Here is a 22,918-nt window from a genome sequence, read left to right on the forward strand (position 1 = left end):
AGATTGCGTGCATGACGACTACACCATTGCGCGGCCACCGGGCGTATGCAAGGCGACGTACGGCCGGTGCGCCCTGCATTACCATCTGGCAGGCTCGACCCATGAGCGAGAACGAGACACTGCGCAGCGTCGATCTGGAACGGATCGGCATCGCCCGCTACAAGGCCGTGAACAGCCGTGGGGGAGTGCTCCCGATCGGCAGCGGCGAGGACCCGGACTTCACGCCCGTCGAGCTGCTGCTGGCTGCGATCGCCGGTTGCAGCGCCATCGACGTGGACCTGATCACCGGCAAGCGCGCGCAGCCCGAGGCCTTCTCGGTCCACGCGAGCGGCGACAAGGTGCGCGACGAGAACGGCAACCACCTGACCAATCTGCGGGTCACCTTCGACATCGCTTTCCCCGACGGTGAGGACGGCGACCGGGCGCGGGAGTTCCTGCCGCGCGCGATCGAGCAGAGCCGTGATCGGCTGTGCACGGTGAGTCGCACCGTCGCCCTCGGGTCGCCCGTGGAATTCGGTCAGGACTGACCTCCGGCGGCCCTACACTGCCGCCATGCCGATTCCTTCCAGCCTGATCGACCACCCCGGGCAGATCCCGTCCCAGACCGGACGCCGGTTCGTGGTCACCGGTGCCACCGGCGGACTCGGCATCGAGCTGACCCGTGCCCTGGCCACAGCGGGTGCCGACGTGGTCATGGCCGTGCGGAACACCACGGCAGGCGAGCAGGCCGCCGAGCGGGTACGTCGTACCGGCGCGCCCGGGAGGGTCGAGGTGAGGCAGCTCGACGTCGCCGACCTCGCGTCCATCCACGCCTTCGCCGGCGACCTCGAGCAGGTCGACGTGCTGATCAACAATGCCGGGATCATGGGTGTGCCTCAGGGGCAGACGGTCGACGGCTTCGAGATGCAGATCGGCACCAACCACCTCGGACACTTCGCCCTGACCAACCTGGTGCTGCCCAAGCTGACCGACCGGGTCGTGCTGCTGGGCTCACACGCCCACTGGTCCGGTCGCCTCGACGTCGACGACCTCGATCACGCCACCCGCCGCTACGGCGGCTATCCGGCCTACGCCCAGTCGAAGCTGGCCACCCTGCTCTTCATGGGCGAGCTCCAGCGGCGACTGACCGCTGCCGGCTCCTCGGTGCGTGCCGTGGGCGCTCACCCCGGCTACACCGCCACTGGGATCACGATGCACACCGGCAACGGTCTCTTCACCTCAATCAGCCGGTTGGGCAACCTCGTGGCCGGGATGAAGCCCTGGCGCGGGGCATTGCCGGTCCTCGCCGCTGCCACGCTCGACATCCCCGGGGACACCTACCTCGGACCGCGTGCCGCGGGTGGGTTCCTCGGGTCGCCGGCACCGGCGCGGCGCTCACGCGCAGCGAGCGACACGGGCCTGGCTGCCGACCTGTGGCAGAGGTCCGCCTCGCTCACCGGCGTGGACTTCCCGCTCTGAGCCGTCCGGCTCTGGGCGTACTTGTTTCGGGCGGACCTGCTGTAGGTCAGCTCAGTCGCTGACCACCACGTCGGTCAGCGTGACCGGTGTATTGGGTGCGCCGCCGCCTGCCGGGTTGGAGCCGTCGTCGCCGGCCTTGCCGACCTCGAGGAGTCGCGCGACTCCGGCCTCGTCGATGGTCCCGAACACGGTGTAGTCGGGCTGGAAGCCCGAGTCGTCGAAGACCAGGAAGAACTGCGAACCGTTGGTGTCCTCGCCCGAGTTGGCCATCGCGATCGTGCCCTTGGGATAGGTCTCGTCACCGCTCAGCTCGTCGTCGAAGCGGTAGCCCGGCCCGCCTGCCGTGGTGCCCGTGGGGTCGCCGCATTGGAGGATCGCGAACCCGGGGGCATAGCCCAGTCGCGGGCACGCGGTGTCGTCATAGAAGTCCTGCTCCGCCAAGGAGACGAACGAGTTCACCGTGCACGGAGCCTTGTCGGCGTCGAGGGTGAGCGGGATGTCGCCGACCGTGGACTTGATGGTCACCGACACCTTGCCGGTCCGGCTGGGCTCGCTCGGCGGTGCCTTGATCCCGTCCTTGGCCGACTGGCCCTCCGGGGTGTAGGTGCAGGCGGCCTTCGTCTCCTTGCCGCTCTTCTTGGAGTCGTCGGTGTCATCACCACTGCACGCAGTGAGGGAGAGCAGGGTGACGGTGGCCAGCACGGCCAGGGTTCGCTTCAGCATGCGCGGCAGCCTACCGAGGCCCCGGCGCCGGCCGTGCGGGTACGTCGTACCCACGGATCGTGCTCGACGCCGAGGCGTGGCGACGACCGGTTGCCTCAGATGCCGCAGCTGGGTGCCGACCAGAAGATCCGGTCGGGGCGGATGTCCACGTGGACATGGTCGTTGTGATCGGGATAGCCCGGGCCGAGCAGGGTTCCGAAGCTGACGTAGCGAGCCGCTTGCGCGATCCGGCACAGGGTGGTGTTGCCGTTGACCGGCACCACGTCGATCGCCCTGCCATAGGTGTGCTGCCCCGTGCCGGAACCGCCGACCGAGCGGTCGCACGACTGCGAGCGGAAACCGGACGTGACGCGCAGCGGGATGTCACCCATCCGGTGGCGCAACGCCTCTGCGCGCCACATGGCTCGGAGCAGGTTCGCCTTGACCGTCGAAGAGCTCACCGAGCCGCCGCTGTAGCCGCCGACTCCACACCCGCCGTCCACCTCGGTCCAGGAGAAGTGGGCGGGCGAACAGTCGTCCTTCTGCAACCCGTAGAGCTTGGTGAAGGTGTCCGGCCCGGCGACCCCGTCGGCGGACAGGCCGTAGGCAGCCTGGAAGTTCTTCACGGCCGTGGTGGTCTGCGGACCATAGCTCCCGTCGACGGCCATGTTCGTGCGATATCCGGCCCATCCGGCGACCCGGATCTGCAGCTGGGACACGTCGGCGCCGGTGGCACCGGCCTTCAGGGTCCTGCTCCACGTGTAGCAGGCATCGGCATTGGCCGGAGTCGTGCTGCTGAGCACGACGAGGCCGGTCATCGCGAGTGCGATGGCAGCCAGGAGGGTGGAGAGACGACGGCGCATGGTTGAGCTCCTTGTTCCTGAGACGGCCCCCAAGGGCCCGTGGGAACAATCTGTCGCGTCCCGCTCGGTTTGGGAAGGCGCTGCAGCTCAGCAGGCCTTCTCCTCGAACTCGCCGTAGGCCGCCACCTGCTTGCGCTCCTGGGCGGTGGCCCCTTTGAGGACACTGCCCATCTGATCGAGCGAGGTGGCCTTCTGCACGAAGTCGTTGAGCCAGACCAGCCCGGCGCGGGCTTCGTCGCTCGCGTCGGTGGGCAGGAGCCGGACCAGGTCGGCGACGGCGGTCTGCAGGTCGTCGATGGTCTCGGCGTCGTTGGCGGCCTCGGCCGCGGTGCAGTAGGCGGCGTACTTGCCCGCGGGCACGCTCGGGCTCGCCGTGGCGGTCGTCGGGTCGCTGGGCGCAGCAGTCGGCGAGGTGGCCGAGCCGCTGGGGGAGGAGCCGGACGAGGCACCGGTGGTGCTCGACGCACCGCGGCCGCCCCGGTCACCGTCATCCGTCCCGCAGGCTGCGAGAGGCCCGACCGCGAGCAGGATTGCGAGACGAGCCAGGGTGGTGCGGCGCATGGGGGCTCCTTGGTGGGGGACCGGCGTGAACTATCGGTGGGGCCGTGCGACCAAACTAGGACGTGCGGGCAAGCAGGACCATCACCTCGTGGTGGTCGGTCTGCGGGAACATGTCGAAGAGCCCCGCGCTGACGATCCGGTAGTTCCCCATCGCCGTCATGTCGCGGGCCAACGTGGTCACGTTGCAGCTCGAGTAGAGGACGTGCGTGGGGCCGTGATCATCGAGCCTGCGGGCCAGGTCGGCGCCGATGCCACGGCGGGGCGGATTCACCACGACCAGGTCCGGCACCGTCTCGGTGAGGAATTCGGTGGCGTCCCCGACATGCCAGTCATGGGCGTACGTCGTCCCGGCGGCCAGCTGGGAAGCGCTTTGTCGAGCGCTCCTGATCGCCTCGCCGGAGACCTCCACGCCGATCACCCGACGGGCGCCGTGTCCGAGAGCGTGCAGCGCGAATCCACCCACTCCGCAATAGAGGTCCAGGACGGTTTCGGGACGGATGCGTGAGGTCCACTCGCGAGCCTGGGCATAGAGCGCGGCAGCGATGTGGGTGTTGGTCTGGAAGAAGCTCTGCGTCCGCAGCTGGAGGACCACGTCGTTGACCCGCATCGGGAGGGCGTCGTGCTCGGTCAGCACGATCTCCTCGGGGCCCTCGAGGATCGCCTTGTGCTCGGGTTGCAGGTTGATCGACACCACTCGCGCTTCGGGGAGGGCGGCCCGGATGATGTCGAGCTTCTCGGCGATCTTCGTCGCCTGGCCGCGCGAGCGGAGCACGAACCGGATCATCGCCTCGCCGTCGGGGGAGTGCGTGATCAGCAGGTGCTTGAGCTCACCGGTGCGGGCGGGCACGTCGTACGGCGTGAGCTCCAGGTCGGTGACGAGTTGCGGCAGACGCTGCACGATGTCGGCGAGGCCGGGCTCATAGAGACCGCACCGGGTCAGGTCCACTCCGCGTTGCTGACCGTCGAGGATCCCCAGTGTGGGGGCGCCCCTGCGGCCGCCCACGACGAGCTTCGCCTTGTTCCGGAAGCCCGACTCGGGGCCGGTCGTCGGCTCGGACCAGGGCAGTTCGGCGCCGAGGATTCCGGCGACCACGGCATGCTTGCGCCGCACCTGATCGGCATACGGCTCTCCCATGTGGGCGCACGAACGGCACACGCCCGCATCGAAGTAGCCACACTGCACGCGGCAACGATACGGCTGGTCGCCGCTGGTCTCGCCGTTGCCATTGCGTGGGGAGGATCAGGGGAGTGCGCGTGCCTGGTCGAGCAGGAGCCGGAGCAGCTCGGTGACCGTGTCGGATCGGACCCGGCGGCGATCGCCGGGCAGCATCAGCCGCAGGTGGGCATCACCACCGGGTCCACTCACTGCGACATGGACGAGGCCCACGGGTTTCTCGGGTGTGCCGCCACCCGGTCCCGCGACACCGGTGGTCGAGATCCCAAAGCTGGTCTCGAGCCGGTGGCGTGCACCTCGCGCCATCGCGAGGGCGACCGGCTCGCTCACTGCGCCGTGTTCTGCGAGCACGTCGGCGTCGACGCCGAGCTGGGAGATCTTGGCGGCGTTGGAGTAGGTGACGAAGCCTCCGACGAGATAGGCCGACGAGCCGGGCCGATCCGCGAGGCGGGCCGCGACCAGCCCTGCGGTGCAGGACTCGGCGGTGGCGACGGTGAGTCCCTTGGCCAGGAGCTCGTTGGCCAGGTCCTCGTCGAGACGATCGGGCGCCATGTCAGCGGTCAATGTGACGGGCCCATGCGAAGCAGAAGAGACCGAACGCGATGAAGCCTGCGCCCACCAGTCCGATCATTATCGGGCCGAAGGGCTGCTCCAGGACCGTCAGCAGCGCCTCGTCGAGCCCACCGGACTTCTTGGCCTCGTGGGTTGCTGCGGCATAGCCGAACAACGCGGCGACGGAGAGCACCCCGGCACCCTTGGCGACATAGCCGATCCGGCCGAGCCAGACGTATGCCGTTCCGACCTTGCCGTCGGTGCCGTCCGAGTCGATGTCCTTCAGGAACGTCTTCAGCACCCCGCGTCGGATCAGGTATCCCGCCACGATCGCAATGCCCAGGGCCACGGCACCGACGATGAACTGGCCGAGGGGGAGATCCATCAGCTTGGCGCTCGTGGAGTCGGTGGAGTCACCTTGGGAGGAGGACCGTGAGCCGACGGCCACGCGCAGCGCGCTCTGGGCGATCGCGGCATAGACGACTGCCTTGCCGAGGCTGATCAGCCGCTTGCGCAACCGCTTGCCCCCGTTGAGGTCGCGGTGCCCAACCACGGCGTCCACGAGCTGCCACAGGGCAAGGAGGACCATCCCGATCCCGATCGCCCAGACCAGCGCCTTGCCGAACGGCTGCTCGGCCAGTTGCTGGATGGCGCCGTTGCTGTCTGCCTTGCCCTCGCGATCTCCGAGGGCGAGCTGAATCGACAGCCAGCCCATGACGAGATGGACCACACCGAACGCCAGGAGGCCGACCCGCGCCAGGTGGTCGATGGCTTCGCTGTTGTCGACCTTGCGCGCAGTCTGGGTTCCGGGGGCTGTCATGGCCGAAGCCTATAGCGGTGAGCGGTGGAGCGGATCGCACGACGAGTGGGAATACGGTGGTGCCATGCCACTGACCGGTGCCGTCCGCACGGCTAAGAGAGCGCCCCTGCTGCAGATGGTGAAGACCGCCCTCGCCACGATCCTTGCCTGGATCGTGGCCGGTCTGCTGATCCCGGACGGACCCGCGCCGGTGTTCGCCGCCATAGCGGCGATGTTGGTCGTGCAGCCGAGCCTCAACCAGTCCCTGACCAAGGGGGTCGAGCGAAGTGTGGGGGTGATCGCGGGCGTCGTGCTCGCCTCGGCACTGGCCCTGGCGTTCGGCAGCGCGACGTGGGTGGTCCTGATCGCCACCGCCGCGGCCCTCGCCCTCGCCTGGGGACTGCGGATGACCATGGGCTCGGCCAACCAGGTCGCGATCAGCGCCCTGCTGGTCCTGGCCATCGGCTCCGGGACCGTCGACTATGCGCTGGCCCGGATCCTGGAGACCTTCATCGGCGCGATCATCGGCATCGTCGTACACCTGGCACTTGTGCCCCCGGTTGCGATGGTGCCCGCGCGTCGCGCCCTGGACAACTTCGGTGAGGAGATCGCCAGGTCACTCGAACGGCTCTCGGCGGATCTCTCCCATCCACGCTCACCCAAGCAGCTCGAAGCCCTGATGATCGACGCTCGCCGGCTCCATGGTGTGCGCGAGGAGACCTATGAGGCGCTTTCCGAGGCGGATGACTCGCTCGCCCTCAATCCCCGCGGCAGACGGCACCGCGACGAGGTTGCCGGCCTGAGGCAGACGGTCGACATTTTCGCGTTGATCGCCACCCAGGTGTTGGGGATGGCCCGCGCCTATGTCGATCAGTACGACGAGGGGGTGCACTCCGAGCTCGCCGTCCGCGGGATCGCCGAGGAGCTGCGACGCGCCGCCCATGACACCAGGCGACAGGTGCGCCTCACCTTGGCCGAGCCGTCCTCGCCATACGTCGAGGAGGCGCCCGCGCTCACCGCGCCGCTCACCCTGGGTGCTCCGTCGGGGATGCGGTGGATCCTGATCGGTTCGTTGATGGAGGACCTGCGCCGGATCCGCGAGGAGCTCGGGGCCCGCACCTGAGCTCGCCGCTGGGGCCGCGCGGCTGCCTCACACGAGACAGGTACGAGGCGGGGGAGAGGTGCACATAGGCTGGCTGGGTGCTCTACGAGGTTCTTCATGCCGCCGTTCCGCCAGTGGCCCGCGCCGTGTGGCGCCCCACGGTCGAGGGCGTGGAGAACGTCCCGATGACCGGGCCCGTGCTGCTCGCCAGCAACCACCTCAGCTTCGTCGACAGCGTGGTGATCCCGATCATCGCGCCGCGGAAGGTGGCCTTCCTCGCGAAGGCCGAATATTTCACCGGGCCCGGCCTCAAGGGCAAGCTGAGCAAGGCCTGGTTCGAGGGTCTCGGCATGGTGCCCGTGGACCGGACCGACACCCGTGCCGCACTGAACTCACTGGACATCGCCCTGGACATCCTGGGTCGCGGGGGAGCGTTCGGCATATATCCCGAGGGGACCCGATCACGCGACGGGCGGCTCTATCGCGGTCGGACGGGCGTCGCTCAGCTCGCCCTGTCAGGCGGGGTCCCGGTGGTCCCCGTGGGGCTGGAGGGCACCGCTGACCTGCAGCCCATCGACTCGGTGCTCCCACGGCGGGCGAAGGTGACGGTGCGGTTCGGCACCCCGTTGGACTTCTCCGGCCGCTTCGAGGGAGTCGCTCCCGGACGCGCCCGCCGTGAGGCCACCGACGAGATCATGGATGCCATCCACGCGCTCACCGGCCAGGAGCGCGCCGCGTCATACAACGAACGGCCCTCCGAACCGGCAGACTGAGGTGGCATGACCTCCGAGACACGGACCTCACAGCAGCCACCCGACCACTACGACGCCTTCGCTGACGCCTACGCGAGGGCGAACGAGGACGGGCTCTTCAACCGGTGGTACGCCCGCCCGGCGGTGCTGGACCTGCTCGGTGATGTCGCAGGGCGTCGGATCCTGGATGCTGGCTGTGGTTCGGGACCCCTGCTCGCGGACCTGGGGGAGCGGGACGCCAGCGTGGCCGGGTTCGATGGGAGCTCCGCGATGATCCGGCTGGCCCGGGAGCGGCTCGGAGACGAGGCGGACCTGCAGGTGGCCGACCTGACCCAACCGCTTCCGTATGGCGACGATGCGTTCGATGACGCGTTGGCCGTGCTGGTGCTGCACTACCTCGAGGACTGGTCGCAGCCGTTGGGGGAGTTGCGCCGAGTGCTGAAGCCCGGCGGTCGGCTGATCGTGGTGGTCAACCATCCGGTCATCCCGCCGGTGATGTACCCCGAGATCGACTACTTCTCGACCGTGCCGAACGAGGAGGAGTACGACTTCGACGGCGTCTCCGCGACCCTCACGATCTGGTATCGGTCGCTGAGCGCGATGTCGGATTCGTTCACCGCCGCGGGCCTGAGGATCGTGTCGATCAGCGAGCCGCCGGTGTCACCTGACACGCCACCCGAGCTGCTGCCGCAGAGCGAAGCAGACCCCAGGCGCTTCATCGGGTTCCTCTTCTTCACCCTCGAGGCCGTGTCCCAGACCAGTGGTGGGACGGCGGAATCCACCGTTGGTTCATAGACTGCGGTGATGGTGCTCCAACTGATCGGTGCCGGCTTGCCCCGCACCGGCACGTCCTCGCTCCGTGAGGCTCTGCGACACCTCCTGGGCGCGCCGGTCTATCACATGAGCGAGGCCTTCGCGCACCCCGAACACGCGCAGACCTGGGTGGGCGCGATCGACGGTGACACGCCTGATTGGGAGGACTTCCTGGCTGGGTACGCCGCCGGGGTCGACGCACCTTTCTCCAACTGCTGGCGCGAACTGTCCAGGGCATATCCGGACGCCCCGGTGTTGCTGTCGCACCGTGGCGATCCCGAAGTGTGGCTCCGCAGCATGGAAGCAACCGTGCTTCCGCGCACTCGCGAGATGCTCAGCAAGGGCGATGACGATCCCATGGTTCCGCTGTTCAGGGTCGTCTTCCGCGACCTCTTCACCGACATCGACGACGGGGAGCAGGCGATGGCCGGCTATCAGCGTTGGCTGGACGACGTCCGCGCCGAGGTCGCTCCGGGGCGGCTCGTCGAGTGGCAGCCGGGTGATGGCTGGGAGCCGATCTGTCGTGCGCTCCGATTGCCTGTGCCGGACCGGCCCTTTCCTCACGAGAACAGCACTGCGGACTACCGGGCCCGTCATGAGACCCGTGCCCGCAAGGACGAGCAACGGGTTGCTTCAGCGGGTTCATCGACCTCGGACGCACCCGGACGGCCGGAGGCTTCTCACTGAACCTGTCGCGACTCGTCAGTTCGCAGGCCGGCACCGAAGACCAGGGCGGGCCCACCGTTCTTGTGGACTTCACGCTGGAGCGTGAGCCCAATCTTGGAGGCAACGCGTTGTGAGGCGACGTTGGTCGGCCGGATGATCGCGACCAGATGCTCGATCCCAGCAGCGGTTGCCGCGGTCCGAACCGCTGCGGCCGCCTCGGTGGCGTATCCCTGACGCTGAAGCGGGGATCGCACGTGCCAACCGGCCTCGACGAACCACTCGTCCTCGACCTCCTGCATCGTCAGGCCGCAGTCGCCCACGAACTCCCCGGCGTGGGTCTCGATCACCCAGAGCCCGAATCCATGCTTCTCGTAGTTGCGTTGTGTCCATTCGATCCACGACGCCGGGCTCCGCGAGCCACCTAGCTTCAACGTGGCGACGTCGCGCAGGTCTGCCTCCGTCATCTGGCGAAACCGGAGTCTTTCGGTGGGGGCTGGAAGCACGTCCACACCATAGGGGAGCCAGGAGTGACGATCCGGGATGTACAGGGAGGAGGTCCCAATGAGTTATGTCAGCCAGGCGCTGGGATGTCTCGGTCGCGTGGGCACGAGCGTTGGAGGTCGCGCGGACAGGCTTGACGTCTCTCGCTGCTGGGCTCGGCGACGCGGGCGTTGATCACTTCACCGGTGCCGTCAGCGTCGAGCGAGGGCCTCGGGACAACGCACGAACAACAGGCTCACGGCCTTGTCGAGGGGAGTCCATCTCCGTGCAGAATGACATAATGTCGCTTATCGGCGATTCCTCACGTGGCGTTCAGACGCCAGAAGCGCTCGCGATCTACGGTCAGTTCGCGGCACGACGCAGACCTACGGGCACATGAAAAGAACGCCGTCGGCCTTCAGTCGCATGATCTTCCCGCCGCTGGCGGTCCGTCTGAGTCGTCCGGCTTGACGGTCGTGGCGGTGGGTACCGCGCGACATGGACGGACACGAGGACGACAAGCGACCAGCAACGGGCGACAAGCGCGCTCCCATCGACATCGAGGGCGCACCGTCGGAAGAGGGTGTCTCCCCCGCCGACGCAGCAGCACGTCTCGACCTGGACCCGGAGGAGCAGGTCAATCGTTCGGACCAACCGGACGCCGACCCTGCTGAGCGACGGCAGTTCGAGAACCCGGACGAGGCGACGTCCATGGCCGACGCGGACCACCCCGAGGACCGCTGAGCAAGCCCGCGTCTGCTTGGGTCAGCGCTGATCCGGAATCAGCCTCGCGCCGGTGACGTCAGCAGTGCGGTGGGTCGGAAGTGCGGCCTGCGATCCTCGTCTTCCTTGTTCGCGCGGATGAACTCGAAGCTCGACGCAGTCACCAGCACCCAGTCGCCCGGGCCTGTCTGCTGTCCCAGCAACGGCTCATCGAGCTCGGCATAGGCGGCCAGCAAGGACTCGGCGCACTCGACGTGGGAGGCCGGGAAGTGAAAGGCCATCCGGTCCAGCTCCTGGGGCGCACCCAGGAAGGCGAGCGGACGGCCCAGGGCAGCCCCGCACACCCCGCACACTCGGCTCAGCGCGCACTGGGTGACCCGACGCTTGTCGAGGTGCTGGGCCGACGGCGCGGCCCCCTCCGGCCGGTCGCCATAGCCCACGTCGGTGCCCGCGGCGAACGGAACCGGCACGAAGAGCTCGGGGTCTTCCGGGAGATCGGCAAACGCTCGTGGGGCGGCGTCCATCAGTCGTGGCTCCGCTCACGAGGACTGCGGGACCATCCCCCGAGCTCGGCACGGCGCGACTGCCGCTCGTCGTCGGACCTCCGCTTGCGGTCGGCCGGCTGGGTGGGCGGCTCGGGTTGATCGCTGCTCGACATCTTGTTCGGCAGCGACAGCTTCATGATCGTGCGCAGCGTCTGGCCATACTGCCGATAGAGCGGACCCGTCGTGTAGGGAAGGTCGTACTTGTCGCACAGTGCCCGCACCTTGACTGCGATCTCGGGATAGCGATTGCTGGGGAGATCCGGGAACAGGTGGTGCTCGATCTGGAAGCCGAGGCTGCCGCTGAGGATGTGCAGCGTCCGGCCACCCTCGAAGTTGGCCGAACCCAGCATCTGGCGCAGGTACCACTCCGCCCTGGTCTCGTCCTCGAGCTCCTCCTCGGTGAAGTGCAACGCACCGTCCGGGAAGTGACCGCAGAAGATGATCATGTACGACCACAGGTTGCGGGTCAGGTTGGCGGTCGCGTTGGCCTTCAGCGTCGACTTCCACTGCTTCCCGGAGAGCGCCGGATAGACGACGTAGTCCTTGAGGATCTGGTTGCGACCCTTCCGCAGGATCTGACGAAGCTGTCGCTTCATCTCCTTCGGGTCCTTCTCGAGCTTGCGGATCCGCTCGATGTCGAGGTCGTGCAGCGCGACACCCCACTGGAAGAGCCCGGCCAGCAACGCGTTGTAGACCGGCTGCCCGAGGTGGACCGGGTGCCACTTCTGCTCGCGCGCCATCCGCAGCACGCCGTAGCCGATGTCGTTGTCGTGGCCCAGCACATTGGTGAACTGGTGGTGGATGTAGTTGTGCGAGTGCTTCCACTGCTCGGCGGGCTGGGCGGTGTCCCACTCCCAGTTGCTGGAGTGGATCTCCGGATCGTTCATCCAGTCCCACTGCCCGTGCATGACGTTGTGGCCGATCTCCATGTTCTCGAGGATCTTGGCCAGGCCGAGCATCGCCGTACCGGCGACCAGGGCGGGCCTGCCACCCTTCGCATGTGCGCTGGCGAGCATCGCCCCGCGCCCAGCGGCGGCCAGCCCACGCTGGATCCGGATCAGACGGTTGATGTACGCCGCATCCGCGGCGCTGCGTGATTCCTCGACCTCGGCACGGATCGCGTCGAGCTCGCGCCCGAGCTGCTCCACGTCCTCGGCGGTGAGGTGGGTGTATTCCTTGACGTCAGAGATGGCCATTTCTGCCTGCCTTTCGTGGTTCGAGGGTCAGATGTCGAACGTGCAGTCGCCGACCGCGGCGGTGATGCAGGTCTGTACCGGCTCATTCGGTTGACCGAACTCGTCGCCGCTGCGCAGGTCGCGAACCGTGCCGGAGACCAGGGTGAGGGTGCAGGTGTGGCAGATGCCCATCCGGCACCCGAAGGGCATCCCGACGCCGACTTCCTCCCCTGCCTCCAAGATGGTGGTCGCGCCGTCAGCCTCCACCTGCTTGCCTGAGTTCCGGAAAGTGAGCGTTCCGCCCTCTCCCCCGGCTCCCCCGAGCTCCAGGGTGAACCGCTCGAGATGGAGTCGATCCTCGAGGCCGGCCGCCTCGAAGTGCGCGGAGATCGCGTCCAGCATCGGCGAGGGACCGCAGGCCCAGGTCTCCCGCTCACGCCAGTCCGAGCAGATCGCGTCGAGCTCGCCGAGGTCGAGGATGCCGTCGGTGTCGGTGTGCAGCTGATGGAGTGTGAAGCCCTCGTGCTTCTTCTCGAGCGCGAGGAGCTCATCGCGGAAGATCATCCGATCCGGCGTCGGTGAGGAATAGTGCATCACCACCTCGGGCATGGTCCCGCGTCGATCGAGAGTGCGCAGCATGGACATCACCGGGGTGACGCCGCTGCCGCCGACCAGGAAGAGCATTCGGGCCGGCGGTGGGTCCGGCAGCGTGAAGTCGCCCTCGGGAGCGGCCAGGCGGACGATCGTTCCGGGCGCGAGGCCGTTGACCAGGTGCGAGGACAACAGGCCCTCGGGCATCGCCCGGATTGTGATCGCGATGGTGTGGCCCCGGCGCTTGGTGGGCGAGCTCACCGAGTAGGAACGCCACTGGAACTTGCCGTCCACCGGGACGCCGATCCCGATGTACTGACCCGGCCGGTGGCTCCAGCGCCAACCCCAGCCAGGCTTGATCACCAGGGTGGCGGCGTCCTCGGTCTCCTTGACGACCTTCTCCACCCGTCCCCGCAATTCACGCGAGGTCCACAGCGGATTGATCAGGCGCAGGTAGTCGTCGGGGTGCAACGGTGTGGTCAGCTTGGACCCCGCCTTGCGGACGCGGTCCCACGAGATCGTGCTTCCGGCAGTCATGCGCTCCCCTGTCGTTCGGCGTTCGTCTACTCAGTGAACACATGTTGACTGAGTAGGTCAACAGCCGATCCGATCCGTGAAAAGCGTGACGCTCAGCCCTCCTGTCGGATACCGCCCCGGAGACGCTCGAGACCCGACATCCCGTGGTAGATCACCAGCACGGCAGCGGTGCCGAGTGCGATGCCACCGAGGTCCAGGTCACCGAAGCTGAGCACCCCGTTGCCGATGCCCATGGCGATGATCAGGGCCACGGCCACGGAGTAGAGGTTCTTCTGGACGCCGAAGTCGACCCGGTTGTCGATCCACATCCGGACCCCGATCAGGCCGATGATGCCGTAGAGCGCCAGCGTCACGCCGCCGATCACACCGACGGGGATCGTGTGCAGCAGGGCGCCGAACTTCGGCGAGAGCGAGAGCAGGACGGCCACGATGCCTGCCACCCAGTAGGCCGCCGTCGAGAAGACCCTGGTGGCGGTCATCACCCCGATGTTCTCGCCGTACGTCGTGGTGGCCGAGCCTCCACCGATGCCTGCGATCACGGTCGCCGCGCCATCGGCGAAGAGAGCACGACCGGTCTCGTCGTTGATCGAGTCATCCCCGACCAGGTGCGCCACGCTGCGGACGTGCCCGACGTTCTCGGCGACTAGGACGAAGACGACCGGCAGGAACATCGGCAGGATGGACCACTCCACCGAAGGGGTGGTCAGCTCGGGCAGCCCCACCCACGCGGCCTTCTCGACGTCGCCGAAGTCCACCATGTCCTTGCCGAGCGCGACCAGATATCCGACGACGAACCCGACCAGGATCGCCACTCGACCGATCATTCCCCGGGAGAGGCCGGCGACGACCACGACGGCGAGCACCGTGACGAAGGCCAGGAACACGCTGTCCATGTCCGGCCCGTCGGGACTGCCCGCGGCGTTCACGACGTTGCCCCACGAGGCCTGCGCGAGGTTGAACCCGATCAGCGCGACGATCGCACCCATCACCACGGGCGGCATCAGGGCATGGATCCACCCCGTGCCGACTGCCTGGACGATCAGACCGACCACCGCAAGCAGTGCGCCGGTGAACACGATGCCGAAGAGCGCGGCCCCCATCCCGGGTCCGGCCATCGCCGCTCCCACCGGGCCGAGGAAGGCGAAGGAGGAACCGAGATAGCTGGGCACCCGGTTGCGGGTGATCAGGAGGAACAGCAACGTCCCGACGCCGGAGAAGAGCAGGGTCGTGCTGGTGTCGAAACCGGTCAGGATCGGCACCAGGAAGGTCGCCCCGAACATGGCAATCACGTGCTGTGCACCGAGCCCGATGGTGCGAGGCCAGGAGAGTCGCTCGCCGGGAGCGACGATTGCCTCGGGAGCGACGGTGCGTCCGTCGCCATGGGTGGTCCAGATCAAGGGAAACCTCCGGGGTGAGCACGAGCGCCGGGGCGGACTTGGGCCCGGAGCGCGCTGAGCCTACTGGCCCCCGGGCACCGAGGTTCCGCGGCCTCTGGTTGCGGCGGGATCCGGCATCGCCACGTGCATCCCGCCCGAGTGCAGCAGGTCAGCCGGCGACGTACTCGCGCAGGTGCTTCCCGGTCAGCGTCGAGGCGCGCTCGACCAGCTCGGCGGGCGTTCCCTCGAAGACGACCGAGCCGCCGTCGTGGCCGGCTCCCGGGCCCAGGTCGATGATCCAGTCGGCGTGGGCCATCACGGCCTGGTGGTGCTCGATCACGATCACGGTCTTCCCGGAGTCGACCAGGCGGTCCAGCAACCCGAGCAGGTTCTCGACGTCGGCCAGGTGCAGTCCGGTGGTGGGCTCGTCGAGGACATAGGTCCCACCCTTCTCCCCCATGTGCGTGGCCAGCTTGATCCGCTGCCGTTCCCCGCCGGACAAGGTGGTCAGGGGCTGGCCGAGGCTGATGTAGCCGAGGCCGACGTCGTCGAGGCGCTGCAGGATCTTGTGCGCAGCGGGGATCTTCGCCTCGCCCTCGGAGAAGAAGGTGAGCGCCTCCGCCACCGACAGCGCCAGGACCTGGCTGATGTCGCGGCCGCCGAGCTCGTGCTCCAGCACAGCTGCCTGGAAGCGCTTGCCCTCGCAGTCCTCGCAGGGCGTCGAGACGGTGTCCATGAAGCCCAGCTCGGTGTAGACCACGCCGGCACCCTTGCAGGTCGGGCAGGCGCCCTCGGAGTTGGCGCTGAACAAGGCGGGCTTGACCCCGTTGGCCTTGGCGAAGGCCTTGCGGATCGGCTCGAGCAGACCGGTGTACGTCGCTGGGTTGCTGCGTCGGGAGCCCTTGATGGCCCCTTGGTCGATCGCCACGACGTCGTCCAGGCTCGCCACCGAGCCGTGGATCAGGGAGCTCTTCCCCGAGCCGGCGACACCGGTGACGACAGTGAGCACACCGAGCGGTACGTCGACGTCGACGTTGCGGAGGTTGTGCCGGGAGGCACCTCGGATCTCCAGGGTGCCGGTCGGGGTGCGTACGTCGTCCTTGACCCGGGCCCGGTAGTCGAGATGACGACCGGTCAGGGTGCCGCTGGCGCGGAGGCCCGCGAGGTCGCCCTGATAGACGACCTCTCCCCCGCCGGTCCCCGCGAGCGGGCCGAGGTCGACCACCTCGTCGGCGATCGCGATCGCTTCGGGCTTGTGCTCGACGACCAGCACCGTGTTGCCCTTGTCGCGAAGGCGCAGCAACAGGTCGTTCATCCGGTCGATGTCGTGCGGGTGCAGGCCGATCGTCGGCTCGTCGAAGACGTAGGTGACGTCGGTGAGCGAGGAGCCCAGGTGCCGGATCATCTTGGTCCGCTGGGCCTCACCGCCGGACAGCGAGCCGGAGGGGCGGTCCAGCGACAGGTAGCCCAGGCCGATCGCGGTGAAGGAGTCCAGCAGGTGCTGGAGGCCCGCGACCAACGGGCCGACCGAGTGCTCGTCGAGCTCACGGACCCAGCTTGCCAAGTCACTGATCTGCATCGAGCAGGCATCGGCGATGTTGATCCCCTTGATCTTCGAGGAACGGGCCTCGGCGGCCAGCCGGGTGCCCTCACACTCCGGGCAGGTCGTGAACACGACCGCCCGCTCGACGAACGCGCGGATGTGGGGCTGCATCGCCTCGACGTCCTTGGAGAGCATCGACTTCTGGATCTTCGGGATCAGGCCCTCGTAGGTGACGTTGATGCCGTCGACCTTGATCTTGGTCGGCTCCTTGTGCAACAAGGAGTGCAGCTCGCGCTTGTTGTACTTCTTGATCGGCTTGTCCGGATCGAAGAAGCCGCTGCCCCGGAAGATCCGCCCGTACCAGCCGTCCATCGAATAGCCGGGAACGATGATCGCGCCCTCGTTGATCGACTTCTCCTCGTCGAAGAGCGCGGCGTTGTCGAAGTCGTTGACCGCACCCTTGCCCTCACAGCGTGGGCACATGCCGCCCAGCCTGTTGAAGGTGACCTTCTCGGCGATGGCCTTGTCGCCCTTGCCCACGGTGACGGCTCCGGAGGCGGAGACCGAGGGCACGTTGAACGCGAACGCGCTGGGTGGACCGATCTGGGGCTCCCCCAGGCGGCTGAACAGCATCCGCAGCATCGCGTTGGCGTCGGTGACGGTGCCCACCGTCGAGCGCGGGTTGGCGCCCAGTCGCTCCTGATCGACGATGATGGCCGTGGTCAGGCCCTCCAGCCGGTCCACGTCGGGGCGTGCCATCGACGGCATGAAGCCCTGCACGAAGGTGCTGTAGGTCTCGTTGATCATCCGCTGCGACTCAGCTGCGATCGTCGCGAAGACCAGTGAGCTCTTGCCCGACCCGGAGACTCCGGTGAACACGGTCAGCCGGCGCTTGGCCAGATCGATGCTCACGTTCTTGAGGTTGTTCTCGCGTGCGCCCTGCACGCGGATCAGGTCGTGACTGTCCGCAGCGTGAGTCGTCATGGACCAAAACTAGCGGCCAGGCCGGGCTGCCGGCCTCAGGGCCAGCCCACACCCTGCGCGATGAGCAGCAGACCGAAGATCAGGAACGCCGCGGCCGCGCCGTACTTGATGACCTTCTCCGGCAGCTGGCGCCCGAGGAGCACGCCTGCGGCGATGGCGAGTGCGTCCGCGGCCACCATGCCCACGGTGCTGCCCAGCCAGGTGCCGAACCAGCCCTCCTGGGTGGCCAGGGTGATCGTGGCGAGCATCGTCTTGTCACCGAGCTCGGCCAGGAAGAACGCCACTCCGACCGCGAGGATCGCCATGCCCTTGCTGTTCTTGGCCTTCTGCGCCTCGTCCTCGGTGAGCTCGTCGCCGCGCAGCGTCCACGCGGCGAAGATCAGGAAGGCGACGCCGGCGACGATCGAGATCCAGTCCTGGTAGTCGGCGAACGACGACCCGATCGCCACTCCGATCCCGACCGAGGCCAGGTGCACGATGGCGGTCGCCGCAGTGATTCCGAGGATCACGTCGCGGGCGCGATAGCGGGTGGCGAAGGTCATCGCCATCAACTGGCTCTTATCCCCCAGCTCCGCGACGAAGATGACCGCGGTGCTGAGCAGGAAGGCATACATTTCTTGTGTTCTCCTCGGCCCGGCCGGAGGAGACGAGATGTGGACGTCCCTTCGACCGGACACATCCATGAGTGGGTGTGCGTCTGGTCGAAAGTCTCGTCCGCCAGATGTCTGGCCCGATCCGCCGGGCCCGGGGGCCAGTGTGTCGACGAACCTGTTGGGGACTACTCCCTTTCGGCCCAAAGAGTACATGAAACCCCGTCCCATGGGCGTGTCGCGGCTGCCCTCCCGGGATTTCAACCCAAAACCTCGTTAGTTTCGGAGCGTACGCACATCCCCGATTCCTGAAGTGGTGGAGAAATTGAACAAGCGTGAACTGGTCGACGCGATCGCCGAGCAGACCGGCGGCACCCGCAAGGACGCCGAAGCAGCCCTGGCTGCCGTCATCAACACCATCAGCGACGCGGTCGCCGAGGGTGACCGGGTGCAGATCCCCGGCTTCGGCACGTTCGAGAAGCGTGAGCGCGCGGCCCGCGAGGCCCGCAACCCGCAGACCGGCGAAACCATCAAGATCAAGAAGACCAACGTCCCGGCCTTCAAGGCAGGCAGCGGCTTCAAGACCTACGTGGCAGCCAGCAAGAAGGACCAGGCCGCCACTCGCAAGGCGCGCGGCTGACACCAGCCACGACGAACCCCGCCACCGGATCACCGGGTTGGCGGGGTTCGTGCTTTGTGACGTGCCATCCTGACCGGCACACAGACATCTGCTGCTCAACGGACGAGGAGAAATCTCGTGCTGGACGTTCTCTGGGGCCTCGGGGGCATGGCGGTCGTGCTCGCCATCGCCGTGCTCTTCTCGGTCGACCGACGAAGGATCCGCTTCCGCACGGTCTCGATAGCCCTGGCCCTGCAGGTCGGCTTCGGGGTGCTCGTGCTCTTCGTGCCGTGGGGAAAGACCGCACTGAACAAGGCCTCATCGGGGGTGCAGGCGGTGATCGACTCGAGCGCCGACGGCATCGCCTTCCTGTTCGGCCCGATCATCCCCAAGGAGGGCACCGGAACGATCTTCGCCTTCCAGGTGCTGCCCGTGATCGTCTTCGTGGCCTCCTTGACCGCCGTCCTATATCACCTGGGCATCCTGCAGATGGTCGTGCGATTCGTCGGCGGTGGGCTGTCCAAGCTCCTGGGCACCACCGAGACCGAGTCGATGAATGCCGCCGCCAACATCTTCGTGGGCCAGACCGAGGCGCCGCTGGTGATCAAGCCCTACATCGCCGGGCTGTCCCGCTCCGAGCTCTTCGCGGTGATGGCAGGCGGTCTGTCCACCGTGGCCGGCTCCGTGCTCGTGGGCTACTCGCTGCTCGGCGCCAGGCTCGACTACCTGATCGCGGCCTCGTTCATGGCCGCTCCGGGCGCCCTGCTGATGGCAAAGATCCTGGTCCCGGCCGGCGCCCTGGAGGGCGCGGGGCGCGACACTGCGGAGAAGGAGACGACCGAGACGGACGGGGAAGGGACGGCCGGGTCGACGGGGCCAGACGCGCCCGTCGCGGAGAAGGACGAGGAGGAACCACCCACCAACGTCCTGGACGCGGCAGCGCGCGGTGCCGGTGACGGCCTGAAGCTGGCCGCGAACGTCGGCGCCATGCTGCTCGCCTTCATCTCCCTGATCGCACTGGGCAACCTGATCCTGGGCGGTGTAGGGGGCTGGTTCGGCCAGGACGACCTCAGCATCGAGCAGATCCTGGGCTACGTCTTCGCGCCTGTCATGTTCGCCGTCGGAGTCCCCTGGCACGAAGCGCTGGACGCCGGCAGCTTCCTGGGCCAGAAGATCGTGCTCAACGAGTTCGTCGCCTTCGCCGACTTCGCACCCCAGGCCGGGGAGTTCAGCGAGAAGTCCCGGGCCGTGATCACCTTCGCCCTCACCGGCTTCGCCAACCTCGGGTCGCTGGCGATCCTGCTCGGAGGCCTGGGCGGCATCGCCCCGACCCAACGTTCCCGGATCGCCGAGCTCGGGTTGCGCGCCGTCCTGGCCGGCACGCTCGCCAACCTGATGAGCGCTGCGATCGCCGGCGTCCTGGTCGGCTGAGTCAGCGTCGCCGCTGCAGGGTGACCATGATCAGGGCGACTCCGAAACCGGCGATGAGCGGACCGGCGTACGCCCAGAACTTGCTGCCCGTCATCGGACTGCCCTCGATCGCCCCCAGGCCCTGACCCCAGAGGACGAAGCCGGCGATGATCATCACCACGCCGAGCGCGATCGGAACCCCGCGCTTCACGGCTGCAACAACACCTTCACGGCGCGACGCTCGTCCATCGCTCGGTAGCCCTCGGCGACGTCCGGCATCGACAGGGTCAGGTCGAAGACCAGCCCCGGGTTGATGGCCCCCGAGGTGACCAGCTCGAGCAGCTCGGGCAGGTAGGCGCGGACAGGAGCCATCCCGCCGCGCAGGCCGACGTTGCGCTGGAACATGGTGCGGATCGGGAGCTCCACGCCGTGCGGGACTCCGACGAAGCCGACGTTGCCGCCGGGTCGGGCCACCTTCAGGGCGGTCTTCATCGACTGGTCGGTGCCGACGCACTCGAGCACGGAGTCGGCGCCGACACCGTCGGTCATGTCTGCGATCCGGGCAGCGCCCTCCTTGCCGCGTTCGACCACGATGTCGGTGGCCCCGAAGGCACGCGCGATCTCCTGGCGTGGCTCGTGGCGCGACATGGCGATGATCCGCTCGGCGCCCAGCCGGGACGCGGCGAGGACCCCGCAGAGCCCGACAGCCCCGTCGCCGACGACGACAGCGGTGCTGCCGGGGGTGACGCCCGCCGCGACGGCGGCGTGCCAACCGGTGGGCATCACGTCGGAGAGGGCGAGCAGCGACGGGATCAACCCGGCATCAGGAGTGCCGTCGACCTTGACCAGCGAACCCTCTGCCTCGTGGACCAGGGTGTACTCGCCCTGGCCGCTGGTGGTGAAGCCGAGGTTCTCGCAGACCGAGGTGAACCCGTGCCGACAGTGCGCGCAGGTGTTGTCGCTGTGGCAGAACGGCACGATCACGAAGTCGCCGGGGCGGAACGAGCGCACCGCTCCCCCGACCTCCTCCACGATGCCGACGCACTCGTGGCCGATGGTGTCCCCCGCAGTGATCGGGTTCTCACCTCGATAGGGCCACAGGTCGGAGCCGCAGATGCAGCCCGCCACCACCTTCACGATGGCCTCGGTGTCCTTGGTGATCTTCGGGTCGGGAACCTCTTGCCACCGGATGTCACCAGCGGCGTGGATCGTGGCTGCATGCATGGCTCGATCCTGCCAGACGGCCCGAGTCGGGGCTGTCGGGGAGGACACGTCTCCGAGCCCTTGGGCCTATCTCATATCTGAGATACGGTGGCCGGCATGACACAGGACTACCTCGGTCGCATTGGCAACCTGATCCGCGACGCACGCAAGCACCGCGGGCTCACCCAGCAACAGCTCGCCGATCTGCTCGGCACCAGTCAGTCCGCCGTCAACCGCATCGAGCGCGGTCACCAGAACCTCTCCCTCGAGATGCTGGCCCGGATCGGGTCGGCCCTCGACTCCGAGATCGTCGCCCTCGGCGCCGGTGGCCCCACGCACCTGCGCGTCACCGGTCCGACCACGCTCTCGGGCACCATCGACGTGAAGTCGTCGAAGAACGCGGGTGTCGCCCTGCTCTGCGCCTCGCTGCTGAACAAGGGCCGCACGACGCTGCGCAAGGTCGCCCGCATCGAAGAGGTCAACCGACTCCTCGAGGTGCTCGACAGCATCGGTGTGCAGACGCGCTGGCTGAACGACAACAACGACCTCGAGATCGTCCCCCCGGCGCACCTCGACCTGGCCAACATCGACGAGGACGCGGCACGCCGTACCCGCTCGATCATCATGTTCCTGGGCCCGCTGCTCCACCGTGAGGACGTCTTCGACCTCCCCTACGCCGGGGGCTGCAACCTGGGCGACCGGACCGTCCAGCCGCACATGGCGGCGCTGCGCCCGTTCGGTCTCGACGTGAAGGCCACCGAGGGCAGCTATCACGCCCAGGTCAACCGCACCATCGAGCCGGGTCGCCCGATCGTGCTCACCGAGCGCGGTGACACCGTCACCGAGAACGCGCTGATGGCCGCTGCGCTGCACCCGGGCACCACGGTGATCCGCAATGCGTCGTCCAACTACATGGTCCAGGACCTCTGCTTCTATCTCCAGCGGCTCGGAGTGAGGGTCGACGGGATCGGCTCCACCACGCTGACCGTCACCGGGTTGGAGACCATCGACGTCGACGTGGACTACGCCCCCAGCGAGGACCCGATCGAGGCCATGTCACTGCTCGCCGCGGCGATCGTGACCAAGTCCGAGATCACCATCCGCCGGGTGCCGATCGAGTTCCTCGAGATCGAGCTGGCCACCCTGGAGGAGATGGGCTTCGACTACTCCCGCTCCGAGGAGTACGTCGCCGAGAACGGAGCCACCCGACTGGTCGACCTGACCACGAAGAAGTCCGACCTCAAAGCCCCCCTGGACAAGATCCACCCGATGCCGTTCCCGGGCCTCAACATCGACAACCTGCCCTTCTTCGCCGTGATCGCCGCCGTGGCCGAGGGCCAGACCCTGCTCCACGACTGGGTCTACGAGAACCGGGCGATCTATCTCACCGAGCTGACCAAGCTCGGTGCACAGGTGAAGCTCCTCGACCCGCACCGGGTGTTGGTCGAGGGTCCGACGCGTTGGTCCGGCACCGAGATCGTCTGCCCGCCGGCGCTGCGCCCGGCAGTGGTCATCCTGCTCGCCATGCTCGCCTCGAAGGGCACGTCGGTGCTGCGCTCGACGTACGTCATCCACCGCGGTTATGAGGACCTGGCCGAGAGGTTGAACACGCTGGGCGCGAACATCGTCACGTTCCGCGACATCTGAGACCTGAGCGGGACCCGGGTGATGCCTGGGGCCCGCTCAGTTCAACCGCGGCT

The 22,918-nt window shown here is 67.7% G+C and carries 25 protein-coding genes; 10 read left to right on the top strand and 15 right to left on the bottom strand.

Annotated features, from left to right (window positions below; translation table 11 throughout):
- Positions 1-101: 101 nt before the first annotated feature.
- Together BJ980_RS02660 and BJ980_RS02665 are read left to right on the top strand one after the other, a co-directional pair.
- Positions 102-527, top strand: a complete 426-nt coding sequence (locus BJ980_RS02660; RefSeq protein WP_179500857.1) for an OsmC family protein — start codon at positions 102-104, stop codon at positions 525-527.
- A 25-nt stretch (positions 528-552) separates the two neighbouring features.
- A complete protein-coding gene (locus BJ980_RS02665) occupies positions 553-1,458 on the top strand; it encodes an oxidoreductase (protein WP_179500858.1) in 906 nt (301 codons plus the stop codon).
- Between the two features lie 51 nt (positions 1,459-1,509).
- On the opposite strand, the gene BJ980_RS02670 is transcribed toward BJ980_RS02665, so the two are convergent.
- The 6 genes from BJ980_RS02670 to BJ980_RS02695 all read right to left on the bottom strand — a co-directional run bounded on the left by BJ980_RS02670 (position 1,510) and on the right by BJ980_RS02695 (position 6,130).
- A complete protein-coding gene (locus BJ980_RS02670) occupies positions 1,510-2,181 on the bottom strand; it encodes a peptidylprolyl isomerase (protein WP_179500859.1) in 672 nt (223 codons plus the stop codon).
- Between the two features lie 95 nt (positions 2,182-2,276).
- The gene (locus BJ980_RS02675) at positions 2,277-3,023 is read right to left on the bottom strand and encodes a D-Ala-D-Ala carboxypeptidase family metallohydrolase (RefSeq protein ID WP_179500860.1); all 747 of its coding nucleotides are present in this window, start codon (positions 3,021-3,023) and stop codon (positions 2,277-2,279) included.
- 87 nt (positions 3,024-3,110) lie between these two features.
- The gene (locus tag BJ980_RS02680; protein WP_179500861.1) at positions 3,111-3,584 is read right to left on the bottom strand and encodes a hypothetical protein; all 474 of its coding nucleotides are present in this window, start codon (positions 3,582-3,584) and stop codon (positions 3,111-3,113) included.
- A gap of 55 nt (positions 3,585-3,639) precedes the next feature.
- Complete coding sequence (locus BJ980_RS02685; RefSeq protein WP_218855390.1) at positions 3,640-4,719, bottom strand: methyltransferase domain-containing protein; 1,080 nt, start codon at positions 4,717-4,719, stop codon at positions 3,640-3,642.
- Between the two features lie 105 nt (positions 4,720-4,824).
- Positions 4,825-5,310, bottom strand: coding sequence for a CinA family protein (locus tag BJ980_RS02690; protein ID WP_179500863.1), 486 nt, complete (start codon positions 5,308-5,310; stop codon positions 4,825-4,827).
- A 1-nt stretch (position 5,311) separates the two neighbouring features.
- A complete protein-coding gene (locus tag BJ980_RS02695) occupies positions 5,312-6,130 on the bottom strand; it encodes a DUF1206 domain-containing protein (RefSeq protein ID WP_179500864.1) in 819 nt (272 codons plus the stop codon).
- On the opposite strand from BJ980_RS02695, the gene BJ980_RS02700 reads away from it, so the two are divergent.
- The 4 genes from BJ980_RS02700 to BJ980_RS02715 all read left to right on the top strand — a co-directional run bounded on the left by BJ980_RS02700 (position 6,129) and on the right by BJ980_RS02715 (position 9,463).
- Positions 6,129-7,232 carry an FUSC family protein gene (locus BJ980_RS02700; protein WP_218855391.1) on the top strand — a complete coding sequence of 368 codons (1,104 nt, stop codon included), beginning with the start codon at positions 6,129-6,131 and terminating at the stop codon, positions 7,230-7,232. The genes BJ980_RS02695 and BJ980_RS02700 overlap by 2 nt on opposite strands.
- A gap of 77 nt (positions 7,233-7,309) precedes the next feature.
- Positions 7,310-7,984, top strand: a complete 675-nt coding sequence (locus tag BJ980_RS02705; RefSeq protein WP_179500865.1) for a 1-acyl-sn-glycerol-3-phosphate acyltransferase — start codon at positions 7,310-7,312, stop codon at positions 7,982-7,984.
- 6 nt (positions 7,985-7,990) lie between these two features.
- Positions 7,991-8,758 (top strand): class I SAM-dependent methyltransferase, encoded by a 768-nt coding sequence (locus BJ980_RS02710; RefSeq protein ID WP_179500866.1) that lies wholly within the window; start codon positions 7,991-7,993, stop codon positions 8,756-8,758.
- Positions 8,759-8,767: 9 nt separating this feature from the next.
- Positions 8,768-9,463: a sulfotransferase family protein gene (locus BJ980_RS02715; RefSeq protein ID WP_179500867.1), complete on the top strand. Its 696-nt coding sequence runs from the start codon at positions 8,768-8,770 to the stop codon at positions 9,461-9,463.
- On the opposite strand, the gene BJ980_RS02720 is transcribed toward BJ980_RS02715, so the two are convergent.
- Entirely contained in the window at positions 9,457-9,951 is a 495-nt protein-coding gene (locus tag BJ980_RS02720) for a GNAT family N-acetyltransferase (protein WP_179500868.1), read from the bottom strand. The two genes, BJ980_RS02715 and BJ980_RS02720, sit on opposite strands and share 7 nt — an antisense overlap.
- A gap of 469 nt (positions 9,952-10,420) precedes the next feature.
- On the opposite strand from BJ980_RS02720, the gene BJ980_RS02725 reads away from it, so the two are divergent.
- Positions 10,421-10,666 carry a hypothetical protein gene (locus BJ980_RS02725; protein WP_179500869.1) on the top strand — a complete coding sequence of 82 codons (246 nt, stop codon included), beginning with the start codon at positions 10,421-10,423 and terminating at the stop codon, positions 10,664-10,666.
- Positions 10,667-10,704: 38 nt separating this feature from the next.
- Here BJ980_RS02725 and BJ980_RS02730 read toward each other — a convergent pair whose 3' ends face one another.
- From BJ980_RS02730 to BJ980_RS02755, 6 genes are all read right to left on the bottom strand, one after another.
- Positions 10,705-11,169 (bottom strand): hypothetical protein, encoded by a 465-nt coding sequence (locus BJ980_RS02730; protein WP_179500870.1) that lies wholly within the window; start codon positions 11,167-11,169, stop codon positions 10,705-10,707.
- Positions 11,169-12,386: a fatty acid desaturase family protein gene (locus BJ980_RS02735; protein WP_179500871.1), complete on the bottom strand. Its 1,218-nt coding sequence runs from the start codon at positions 12,384-12,386 to the stop codon at positions 11,169-11,171. Before BJ980_RS02735 ends, BJ980_RS02730 begins: the two co-directional genes overlap by 1 nt.
- Before the next feature lie 27 nt (positions 12,387-12,413).
- Entirely contained in the window at positions 12,414-13,493 is a 1,080-nt protein-coding gene (locus BJ980_RS19195) for a ferredoxin reductase (protein ID WP_179500872.1), read from the bottom strand.
- Positions 13,494-13,585: 92 nt separating this feature from the next.
- The gene (locus BJ980_RS02745) at positions 13,586-14,890 is read right to left on the bottom strand and encodes a uracil-xanthine permease family protein (RefSeq protein ID WP_179500873.1); all 1,305 of its coding nucleotides are present in this window, start codon (positions 14,888-14,890) and stop codon (positions 13,586-13,588) included.
- A 148-nt stretch (positions 14,891-15,038) separates the two neighbouring features.
- Positions 15,039-17,396: an ATP-binding cassette domain-containing protein gene (locus tag BJ980_RS02750; protein WP_179500874.1), complete on the bottom strand. Its 2,358-nt coding sequence runs from the start codon at positions 17,394-17,396 to the stop codon at positions 15,039-15,041.
- A gap of 35 nt (positions 17,397-17,431) precedes the next feature.
- On the bottom strand, positions 17,432-18,010 hold the full coding sequence (locus tag BJ980_RS02755) for a TMEM165/GDT1 family protein (RefSeq protein WP_179500875.1): 579 nt from the start codon (positions 18,008-18,010) through the stop codon (positions 17,432-17,434).
- Positions 18,011-18,311: 301 nt separating this feature from the next.
- Between BJ980_RS02755 and BJ980_RS02760 the strand changes: the two genes are divergently transcribed.
- Both BJ980_RS02760 and BJ980_RS02765 read left to right on the top strand, forming a co-directional pair.
- Entirely contained in the window at positions 18,312-18,626 is a 315-nt protein-coding gene (locus BJ980_RS02760; protein WP_179500876.1) for an HU family DNA-binding protein, read from the top strand.
- 117 nt (positions 18,627-18,743) lie between these two features.
- Positions 18,744-20,036, top strand: coding sequence for a nucleoside transporter C-terminal domain-containing protein (locus tag BJ980_RS02765; protein WP_218855393.1), 1,293 nt, complete (start codon positions 18,744-18,746; stop codon positions 20,034-20,036).
- Between the two features lies 1 nt (position 20,037).
- Here the strand turns inward: BJ980_RS02765 and BJ980_RS02770 are convergent, their stop codons facing one another.
- Positions 20,038-20,226, bottom strand: a complete 189-nt coding sequence (locus tag BJ980_RS02770; protein ID WP_179500877.1) for a hypothetical protein — start codon at positions 20,224-20,226, stop codon at positions 20,038-20,040.
- Complete coding sequence (locus BJ980_RS02775; protein ID WP_179500878.1) at positions 20,223-21,239, bottom strand: zinc-dependent alcohol dehydrogenase family protein; 1,017 nt, start codon at positions 21,237-21,239, stop codon at positions 20,223-20,225. Before BJ980_RS02775 ends, BJ980_RS02770 begins: the two co-directional genes overlap by 4 nt.
- Before the next feature lie 96 nt (positions 21,240-21,335).
- On the opposite strand from BJ980_RS02775, the gene BJ980_RS02780 reads away from it, so the two are divergent.
- Positions 21,336-22,865 (top strand): helix-turn-helix domain-containing protein, encoded by a 1,530-nt coding sequence (locus tag BJ980_RS02780; RefSeq protein ID WP_179500879.1) that lies wholly within the window; start codon positions 21,336-21,338, stop codon positions 22,863-22,865.
- Positions 22,866-22,918: the final 53 nt, after the last annotated feature.

This window comes from Nocardioides daedukensis (genome assembly GCF_013408415.1).
In the GTDB taxonomy this organism is placed as follows: domain Bacteria; phylum Actinomycetota; class Actinomycetes; order Propionibacteriales; family Nocardioidaceae; genus Nocardioides; species Nocardioides daedukensis.

Excerpts from the sequence above, each read along its gene's own strand:
- BJ980_RS02660 (WP_179500857.1), top strand. The coding sequence starts at position 102 with ATGAGCGAGAACGAGACACTGCGCAGCGTCGATCTGGAACGGATCGGC.
- BJ980_RS02755 (WP_179500875.1), bottom strand. The coding sequence starts at position 18,010 with ATGTATGCCTTCCTGCTCAGCACCGCGGTCATCTTCGTCGCGGAGCTG.
- BJ980_RS02750 (WP_179500874.1), bottom strand. The coding sequence starts at position 17,396 with ATGACGACTCACGCTGCGGACAGTCACGACCTGATCCGCGTGCAGGGC.
- BJ980_RS02700 (WP_218855391.1), top strand. The coding sequence starts at position 6,129 with ATGGCCGAAGCCTATAGCGGTGAGCGGTGGAGCGGATCGCACGACGAG.
- BJ980_RS02695 (WP_179500864.1), bottom strand. The coding sequence starts at position 6,130 with ATGACAGCCCCCGGAACCCAGACTGCGCGCAAGGTCGACAACAGCGAA.
- BJ980_RS02725 (WP_179500869.1), top strand. The coding sequence starts at position 10,421 with ATGGACGGACACGAGGACGACAAGCGACCAGCAACGGGCGACAAGCGC.
- BJ980_RS02685 (WP_218855390.1), bottom strand. The coding sequence starts at position 4,719 with ATGGGAGAGCCGTATGCCGATCAGGTGCGGCGCAAGCATGCCGTGGTC.
- BJ980_RS02710 (WP_179500866.1), top strand. The coding sequence starts at position 7,991 with ATGACCTCCGAGACACGGACCTCACAGCAGCCACCCGACCACTACGAC.
- BJ980_RS02665 (WP_179500858.1), top strand. The coding sequence starts at position 553 with ATGCCGATTCCTTCCAGCCTGATCGACCACCCCGGGCAGATCCCGTCC.
- BJ980_RS02735 (WP_179500871.1), bottom strand. The coding sequence starts at position 12,386 with ATGGCCATCTCTGACGTCAAGGAATACACCCACCTCACCGCCGAGGAC.
- BJ980_RS19195 (WP_179500872.1), bottom strand. The coding sequence starts at position 13,493 with ATGACTGCCGGAAGCACGATCTCGTGGGACCGCGTCCGCAAGGCGGGG.
- BJ980_RS02730 (WP_179500870.1), bottom strand. The coding sequence starts at position 11,169 with ATGGACGCCGCCCCACGAGCGTTTGCCGATCTCCCGGAAGACCCCGAG.
- BJ980_RS02675 (WP_179500860.1), bottom strand. The coding sequence starts at position 3,023 with ATGCGCCGTCGTCTCTCCACCCTCCTGGCTGCCATCGCACTCGCGATG.
- BJ980_RS02670 (WP_179500859.1), bottom strand. The coding sequence starts at position 2,181 with ATGCTGAAGCGAACCCTGGCCGTGCTGGCCACCGTCACCCTGCTCTCC.
- BJ980_RS02680 (WP_179500861.1), bottom strand. The coding sequence starts at position 3,584 with ATGCGCCGCACCACCCTGGCTCGTCTCGCAATCCTGCTCGCGGTCGGG.
- BJ980_RS02715 (WP_179500867.1), top strand. The coding sequence starts at position 8,768 with ATGGTGCTCCAACTGATCGGTGCCGGCTTGCCCCGCACCGGCACGTCC.
- BJ980_RS02775 (WP_179500878.1), bottom strand. The coding sequence starts at position 21,239 with ATGCATGCAGCCACGATCCACGCCGCTGGTGACATCCGGTGGCAAGAG.
- BJ980_RS02690 (WP_179500863.1), bottom strand. The coding sequence starts at position 5,310 with ATGGCGCCCGATCGTCTCGACGAGGACCTGGCCAACGAGCTCCTGGCC.
- BJ980_RS02780 (WP_179500879.1), top strand. The coding sequence starts at position 21,336 with ATGACACAGGACTACCTCGGTCGCATTGGCAACCTGATCCGCGACGCA.